The 5,858-nt window shown below is 61.7% G+C and carries 4 protein-coding genes and 2 pseudogenes; 4 read left to right on the top strand and 2 right to left on the bottom strand.

The features are described from left to right. From G3O00_RS39055 to G3O00_RS39045, 3 genes are all read left to right on the top strand, one after another. A partial coding sequence (locus G3O00_RS39055) for a helix-turn-helix transcriptional regulator (protein WP_143281063.1) occupies positions 1-194 on the top strand: 194 nt, incomplete at its 5' end. 229 nt (positions 195-423) lie between these two features. Continuing rightward, positions 424-1,548: a porin gene (locus G3O00_RS39050; protein ID WP_011351991.1), complete on the top strand. Its 1,125-nt coding sequence runs from the start codon at positions 424-426 to the stop codon at positions 1,546-1,548. A gap of 172 nt (positions 1,549-1,720) precedes the next feature. After that, the gene (locus G3O00_RS39045) at positions 1,721-2,425 is read left to right on the top strand and encodes a glutathione S-transferase N-terminal domain-containing protein (RefSeq protein WP_206146187.1); all 705 of its coding nucleotides are present in this window, start codon (positions 1,721-1,723) and stop codon (positions 2,423-2,425) included. Between the two features lie 211 nt (positions 2,426-2,636). Here G3O00_RS39045 and G3O00_RS44215 read toward each other — a convergent pair. Continuing rightward, positions 2,637-4,527: pseudogene (locus G3O00_RS44215) on the bottom strand (ATP-dependent endonuclease). Positions 4,528-4,776: 249 nt separating this feature from the next. Continuing rightward, a complete protein-coding gene (locus G3O00_RS39035) occupies positions 4,777-5,292 on the bottom strand; it encodes a MarR family transcriptional regulator (protein WP_206146186.1) in 516 nt (171 codons plus the stop codon). 128 nt (positions 5,293-5,420) lie between these two features. Between G3O00_RS39035 and G3O00_RS39030 the strand changes: the two are divergent. Then, positions 5,421-5,858, top strand: a pseudogene (locus G3O00_RS39030) (MFS transporter); the annotation flags it as partial.

Here is a 5,858-nt window from a genome sequence, read left to right as displayed (position 1 = left end):
CGCCGAAGGAGCGCGCGATTCTCGAATTGCTCGCGCGCAACCTGTCGAACAAGGAGATCGCGGTGGCGCTCGCCGTCGGCGAGGAAACCGTGAAGTGGCACCTGAAGAACCTGTTCGGCAAGCTCGACGCCAGCTCGCGCAAGCATGCGGTGCGCCGTGCGCTGGTGCTCGGCCTGCTCGAAAGCGCGCCCTGACGCTGTAACGCCGGCTCCGCCATTCGGGCGCATCGTCGCGCCCGGCTCCCTCCGATTCTCCGCAACCCTGCCCCCCGTGCGTGGGGGGGAGCGGCCGCCCGCCGTTGCGTAGTCTTTCCGCACGGCTCGCACGGGCGATGCACTTCTCATGTTCGCGCCAGCCTCGACGCTTCCCCGCTTCACCCGGACGGGCTCGATCCCGTCCGGTCCAATATGACCTGGAGACTTCATGAAGACGAAACTGGCCGCGCTCGCGGCGCTTGCCGGCTGTTCGGCGCTCGCGCACGCGCAATCCTCCGTCACGCTCTATGGCGTGATCGACTCGGGCCTGGTGTACCAGAGCACGTCGGCGGCGTCGTTCAGCCCGACCGCGCCGAACACGGGCAAGGTGTTCCGCATGAAGGACGGCGGCATCTACTCGAGCTTCTGGGGCATCAAGGGCAGCGAGGACATCGGCGGCGGCTATAAGGTCAACTTCAAACTGCAGGGCTCGTTCGACAGCGGCAGCGGCAAGCTGCAGCTGAGCGACACGCCGGGCGCCGTCGCGATCTTCAACCAGGTCGCGTCGCTCGGCGTGTCGGGCCCGTTCGGCTCGTTCACGGCCGGCCGCCAGATCGTGCCGATGATCTACGCGATGGCCGACACCGACGTGCGCAACGCGCAGTTCTTCGGCAGCGTGCTGATCGCGTGGCTCGGCCTGAATACGGCGGCCGGCTGGTCGGGGACGAGCACCAACGCAGCGATCGGCGCGCTGTACGACAGCAATGCGCTCGTCTACCAGTCGCCGACCTTCGCGGGTGCGTCGATCGCGCTCGAATATGCGCCGGGCGGCGTGGCCGGGCAGTTCCAGGGCGGCACGCGCGAATCGGTCGTGCTCAAGTACGCGAACTACGGGCTCAACGCATCGGCCGTCTACTACAACGGCCACGACACGAGCCCGGCGCCGGGCGTCGCGCCGACCGGCGTCGACAACAACCGCTTCTTCTACGTCGGCGCGAAATACACGATCCACGATTTCTCGGTGTCGGCGTCGTACGGCAACGGCCGGAATCCGTCGCATGCGGACAAGGTGAACCTCGACATGCTGTCGGCCGGCATCGGCTATCGCTTCACGCCCGCGCTGCAGGTGACGTCGGCGGTGTATTACCTGAAGGACCGCAACGTCTCGGCGAACAAGTCGACGGCGGTCGTGCTCGCGGCCGATTACAGCCTGTCGAAGCGGACGATGGTCTATGCGCAGGTCGGCCACGTGAACAACCGCGGCACGATGGACCAAATGCTCGTGTACGGGCAGCCGGTCGCGCCGGGCGTCGGCACGACGGCCGCGATGATCGGGCTGCGGCACAACTTCTGATCTCTGCCGGCGGCGGCTCCCGGCGGTGTGGCGGCCACCATCGGCATCGATCGCCGGGATCGGCTACAGTGGGCGTTTTCGGCGCGCTCTGCCCTGCCGCCTCGCCATCGACCGTGGCGCGCGCGGCAGCCTGGACGGAGCGCGGAACATTCACTTCGACGAGCGAACCTTCATGTCCGACCTGTCCGCCTTCCCGATCACGCAAAAATGGCCGGCCCAGCATCCCGACCGCCTCCAGCTCTACTCGCTGCCGACGCCGAACGGCGTCAAGGTGTCGATCATGCTCGAGGAAACCGGCCTGCCGTACGAGCCGCACCTCGTGCGCTTCGACACGAACGACCAGTTGTCGCCGGCATTCCTGTCGCTGAACCCGAACAACAAGATCCCGGCGATCATCGATCCGAACGGCCCGGACGACAAGCCGCTGCCGCTGTTCGAATCGGGCGCGATCCTGATCTATCTCGCGGACAAGACGGGCCAGTTGATCCCGAAGGATCTCGCGGGCCGCTACGAGACGATCCAGTGGGTGATGTTCCAGATGGGCGGCATCGGGCCGATGTTCGGCCAGGTCGGCTTCTTTCATAAGTTCGCCGGCCGCGATTATGAGGACAAGCGTCCGCGTGATCGTTACGTCGACGAGTCGAAGCGCCTGCTCGGCGTGCTCGACGCGCATCTCGAGAACCGCCAGTGGGTGATGGGCGATTCGTACACGATCGCCGATATCGCGATCTTTCCGTGGGTGCGGAATCTCGTCGGGTTCTATGAGGCCGGGGATCTGGTTGGGTTTAGTGAATTCCGGAACGTTCAGCGGGTGCTTGAAGCGTTCGTTGCGCGGCCGGCTGTTGAGCGCGGGCTTAATATTCCGGCGCGGGGTTGATGGGGTGAGCGGGCGCACACTGTGCGGGCCGTGAACTGAAAAGCCCGCCGCATTGCGCGGCGGGCTTTTTTGTTCATTGCGAATTTCCGGGGAATGCCGGGAAGATTGTCGGTATTTGGCCACAAGCGGTCGTTCGCACGCGGCAGCGCTCGGACGCTCAATAGTCGGTTACTCCGCGATAACCAGCCATCCGATCGTGAGGGACGAGCGCTCAGTCCAGCACCAACCCCCGCGCCCTAGTGAGAATCTGAGCAAGCATTTCAGGCACTACCCCCTCCGATCGGAGTGTTGCCGTCCGGTATGCAAGTTGGTTCTTTGCCAGATTTATCCCCGTCTCAGTCTCAACACTCCCGCAAGCAGTCGTCCACTCGCCCCAGTTAACTGAAAGGAATGTTTCAAGGTTGTCATCAAATATAGCCACCACGTCCGAAATGGTTGCGGATGGGAAGTCCTCTTCCGGCAAACCGAAGTACCTCATTAACTTCCGGTTCTCCACTGCGTGATTGTTGCGTTCCCGGTCTATGTCGTCTTGCTTTTTGTTTTTAGCCTTGGCGCGTGATTCAAATCCGCCATCGGCATCGAACAGTGCATAGACTGGCACACCAATAGATTGCAGAATCGCATGCGCAAGGGGGATTGACGTTTTGCTACCCACGGAAACGATCGAAATTCCCGCTGCTTCAAGGGCGCCGGGAGACGTTCTATCCCCAATTCCGTAAAACACCGCAGATTCGGTGGGACCCTCTACAAGAAACGCACGATTCGCGAAAAGCGCAGTGGCGAGTTGGTCCGCCACGTTATGGTCGAGTCTGCGGTCGACCACATCACCATCCACTATCCCAATCAGCCTGGCCTTCACATCCTCAACTGTGGAAAAATGCACCGTCACCACCGGGATGTCATCGGTTGATCTAGTCAGTCGTCTAACTTGATGGAAATGGCGCGCCTCGAGGAAATAAGGGCTATGCGTCGCATAGGTTATCTGAATGCGCTTGCTGGCATCCTCGGCGAGCGATCTGAGTACCTTTGCAAAGGTCTGCGCCTGAATCGGATGCTGGAAAAGTTCCGGCTCCTCGATTGCCAAGCAGATGACTCCTTCAGTGGAGGCTGCGCCCGACTGCGCCAAGAGTTGTAGAGCCGAGATCAGCAGCGTGCGCTGAAAACCGTGCCCTTGCCGCTCCACAGCAGTCTCAGTGGTGCCATCGCGCACGGCCACATCAAATGTCGTGCGGGGGGGCTTGAGCTCTACTTCAGCCGGAGAAACCGTGATTGTCCGGCCAGGCGCATAGGTCGTGACGACTTCGTTGAGCTGCGTTGTGATAGTCCCAAGCTGTTCCTTGAACTTCTCTTCATACACTTTTTGCTGCTTTGCCAGCGATTCCGCAACGATTTCAGCGATTGCCGCATCGGCATGCCGATCTGTCAATCGATCGTTCAAGGATTCGCCCAATGATGCTTGCTTTCCCGTCGATGGACTCCTCGCTTGCTCGAAGGTCGGCCGTGACCAAGACGAAGTCGAAGAGTCCGCTCATCTTGCCGCCGCTGTTGAAGCCGAAGAAGTTGGTTTGCAAAGCTTCGGGCGCATCAATAAGTTGATCGATGTGAGCCGCCTCCCACGCCGTCATCGCTTGTTCGACAACTGGGCCAGTATTTGCCGCAGGCAGTTCAAGCTCCGGACGCTCCCGTCGGAGATTGGCATACAGCTCTTTCTTCGCCGTTGCACCGCCTGCCTCCTTGATCGCATTGAAGTCGGGAAACCCCTTCGCATTGGCGGAGAGAACATCAGCGCCATCACGGGATCGGCGCTTCCATGCGGTAAACGTAGCAACTCCTTCCGGCGCATATTTTCCAAGCGCCTCGCGATCCTTTTCCGTCAGTTCTGCGAATGTCACCTGAACTTCAATATCTTCGTCGATTGCCCCAAAAGAGCAGTCCTTCTCCGTTAGCGAGCCGGGTTTGCCGTTGAAGAACCAATCAAGCGCACGAAGCACCGTTGACTTGCCGGCACCGTTCGGTCCAATGAAGGTCGTGACGGAATCGAACGGGATCAATACGTCTTTCAACGTGCGAAAGTTTCGGATGCGAACGGATTGGATCTTCATTTCGGGTCTCTGATATTTGGTTCTATGTCGTTTTCGCCGTGACAGCGACAGAACTTATCCCTTTGCCGATCAGGTTCATCTTGAAGAGACTCCACTGTCTTCTTTGCAGTCTACAACTGCCACAAGGCTTCCGGGTGTCGTGAGGCGGCAGTGGGTTGCGGATTCAACCCGTCGATAAGCGACGTTCGAGAAAATATACGAAGAACTCCTTTGCCCGCCTCCTGCGTTTGCATAACGCATCCGGCGGAGCTACTTTCCATCCGCCCCCTTCGACACTCCACCTCCCAACCCCGCCAGCAGCTTTCCCAGCAGTTCCGACAACTGCACCTGTTCCGCATCCGACAGCACGCCCAGCAACTCACGCTGATTGTCGACATGCGCGACAACCGCTTCATCGATCAACGCGCGGCCCGTCTCCGTCAGCGCCACAAGCGTCCCACGCCCATCCGCCGGGTTCGGCCGGCGCTCCACCCACCCTGCTTTCTGCAACCGGTCGATGCGCGCAGTCATTCCTCCCGACGACATCATCAGCGCGTCGTAAAGCGCAGTCGGCGTCAACGCGAACGGCGCCCCGCCACGCCTCAGCGTCGCCAGCACGTCGAACTCACCCGGCTGCATCCCGTAGCGCGCGAACAGCGGATTGAGACGGTCGCGCGCGATCACGAGCGCCGCTTCCTGCAGCCGCCCCGTCACCACCATCGACGACGCGTCGAGATCCGGACGCTCGGCGCGCCATTGTGCGAGCGCATGCGCGGCTCGATCCATTAACCCTCCTCGGCTCACCAGTTATCTTGACGTCGAGATAAATCAACATTTATCTTGATGTCGAGATACTTTACATGAAAACGCGCGGCGCCTCACCGGGGTCGCGCACCGATATCGAGGGTCTTGCAATGAATCGCTTCACTTCCCCCGGATGGCGGCTTGCCGCCATCGTCCTTGTCGGGCTGAACCTGCGGCCGGCGCTCGCCGCGGTCGGCCCGCTGCTCGACATGATCCAGCGCACGACCGGCATCAGCGACGGCGCGGCCAGCCTGCTGACGACGATCCCGATCCTGCTGATGGGGCTCGGCGCGCTGAGCGCGCGGCGCTTGCAGCGCCTGACCGGCATCGCGGGCGGCGTCTGGCTCGGCGTCGCGCTGATCGGGCTGGCCTGCGTGTCGCGCGTCGGCGCGCAGCATGCATGGCTGCTGCTCGCGAGCGCCTGCTGCGCGGGCGTCGGGATCGCGATGGTGCAGGCGCTGCTGCCCGGCTTCGTGAAGGCGAATTTCTCGACGCGGATCGGCGGGGCGATGGGCGTCTATTCGACGTCGATCATGGGTGGCGCGGGG

Origin of the sequence: Burkholderia sp. Ac-20384, assembly GCF_017104605.1 — a bacterium.
GTDB lineage: Bacteria > Pseudomonadota > Gammaproteobacteria > Burkholderiales > Burkholderiaceae > Burkholderia > Burkholderia lata.
This window is presented reverse-complemented; position numbering and strand designations above follow the sequence as displayed.

Excerpts from the sequence above, each read along its gene's own strand:
- G3O00_RS39045 (WP_206146187.1), top strand. The coding sequence starts at position 1,721 with ATGTCCGACCTGTCCGCCTTCCCGATCACGCAAAAATGGCCGGCCCAG.
- G3O00_RS39050 (WP_011351991.1), top strand. The coding sequence starts at position 424 with ATGAAGACGAAACTGGCCGCGCTCGCGGCGCTTGCCGGCTGTTCGGCG.
- G3O00_RS39035 (WP_206146186.1), bottom strand. The coding sequence starts at position 5,292 with ATGGATCGAGCCGCGCATGCGCTCGCACAATGGCGCGCCGAGCGTCCG.